This is a genomic window from Cryobacterium sp. N19 (assembly GCF_002929595.1).
GTDB classification, from domain to species: domain Bacteria; phylum Actinomycetota; class Actinomycetes; order Actinomycetales; family Microbacteriaceae; genus Cryobacterium; species Cryobacterium flavum.
Map to the genome: position 1 here is coordinate 1 of NZ_PJJR01000009.1, position 1,677 is coordinate 1,677.

Annotated in this window: 1 rRNA gene; it reads right to left on the bottom strand. The window is 58.4% G+C overall.

The window, feature by feature from the left end:
* Positions 1–1,677 (bottom strand): 23S ribosomal RNA (locus tag CXY78_RS00075); the annotation flags it as partial.

Sequence of the window (1,677 nt, forward strand, 5' to 3'; positions counted from 1 at the left end):
GTTTTGGGTGGTTAGTACCGCTGATTCGTCACGGGCGCCCACACACGGGTACGGGAATATCAACCCGTTGTCCATCGACTACGCCTGTCGGCCTCGCCTTAGGTCCCGACTCACCCTGGGCGGACTGGCCTGGCCCAGGAACCCTTGGTCTTTCGGCGGGCAAGGTTCTCACTTGCCTTGTCGCTACTCATGCCTGCATTCTCACTCCCCCACCCTCCACCACCGGTCACCCGGTGGCTTCGCTGAATGAGGGACGCTCCCCTACCCACACCCACCACAAGGTGGATGTGCCGCGGCTTCGGCGGTGTGCTTGAGCCCCGCTACATTATCGGCGCACAATCACTTGACCAGTGAGCTATTACGCACTCTTTCAAGGGTGGCTGCTTCTAAGCCAACCTCCTGGTTGTCTTTGCGACTGCACATCCTTTCCCACTTAGCACACGCTTGGGGGCCTTNTGAGCTATTACGCACTCTTTCAAGGGTGGCTGCTTCTAAGCCAACCTCCTGGTTGTCTTTGCGACTGCACATCCTTTCCCACTTAGCACACGCTTGGGGGCCTTAGCCGGCGATCTGGGCTGTTTCCCTTTCGACGTACGGAGCTTATCCCCCGCCGTCTCACTGCCACGCTTTACACCACGGCATTCGGAGTTTGGCTGACGTCAGTAACCTAGTAGGGCCCATCGGCCATCCAGTAGCTCTACCTCCGCGGTGAACCACGCAACGCTGCACCTAAATGCATTTCGGGGAGAACCAGCTATCACGGAGTTTGATTGGCCTTTCACCCCTACCCACAGCTCATCCCCTCAGTCTTCAACCTAAGTGGGTTCGGGCCTCCACGCGGTCTTACCCGCGCTTCACCCTGGCCATGGGTAGATCACTCCGCTTCGGGTCCAGAACACGCCACTATTCACACGCGCGTATGCGCGTGTGGGTCGCCCTATTCAGACTCGCTTTCGCTGCGGCTACCCCACACGGGTTAACCTTGCGACATGTCCCTGACTCGCAGGCTCATTCTTCAAAAGGCACGCCATCACCACCCTCCTCCGGAGAGGAAAAGGAGGCTCTGACGGATTGTAGGCACACGGTTTCAGGTACTCTTTCACTCCCCTCCCGGGGTACTTTTCACCATTCCCTCACGGTACTAATCCGCTATCGGTCATCGAGGAGTATTTAGGCTTACCGGGTGGTCCCGGCGGATTCACAGCGGATTCCACGGGCCCGCTGCTACTCGGGAATTGATACTAGGCAGGTGCCGGGTTTTCGCGTACCGGGCTCTCACCGTCTACGGCAGACCATCCCAGGCCACTTCCGCTAACCACGACACTTTCTGACTGCCTCTCAGCCGGGTAGCGCTGAGACATATCCTCCCACAACCCCGCACACACAACCCCTACCCGGTTACCCATGCGTGCGGTTTAGCCTGTTCCGCGTTCGCTCGCCACTACTTGCGGAATCACAATTGTTTTCTCCTCCTACGGGTACTGAGATGTTTCACTTCCCCGCGTTCCCTCCCGCACCCTATATATTCAGATGCGGGTAGCACGACATCACTCGTGCTGGGTTTCCCCATTCGGAAATCCTCGGATCCACGCTCGGTTGACAGCTCCCCGAGGCATATCGCAGCCTCCCACGTCCTTCATCGGCTCTCGATGCCAAGGCATCCACCATGCGCCCTTA